At 67.5% G+C, this 255-nt stretch carries 1 protein-coding gene; it reads right to left on the bottom strand.

The window, feature by feature from the left end; translation table 11 throughout:
* A partial coding sequence (locus tag SCA31_RS24470; protein ID WP_410699573.1) for a hypothetical protein occupies positions 1 to 255 on the bottom strand: 255 nt, incomplete at both ends.

The following is a 255-nucleotide window of genomic DNA, read 5'->3' as shown; positions in this document are numbered from 1 at the left end:
CCCCACGGAACCATGCGGCGGAACCAGCCGGGGTCCGCCTTGCTCACCGTGTCCTGCGCGAGCTTCACGTCCTGCGGCGAGGCCGTTGCGCCGGTCGAGCGCGCAATCAGCTCGCGTTGCTGCTTGAGCTGCTCAGGGTCCATGATGTTCACGCCGCTGTTCAGAAGTCGGATCACCTTCGGCGCGTCCGTGCCCACGTATGCGGACACCGCGTCGGCCCCACCTGGCCCTTGCAGGAGGTTCGAGGCGAACATC

Source organism: Chryseobacterium sp. SIMBA_028 (genome assembly GCF_046535285.1).
Lineage (GTDB): Bacteria > Bacteroidota > Bacteroidia > Flavobacteriales > Weeksellaceae > Chryseobacterium.
Note: the sequence above shows the minus strand (reverse complement) of the source record. Positions and strands in the feature narration are given on the sequence as shown.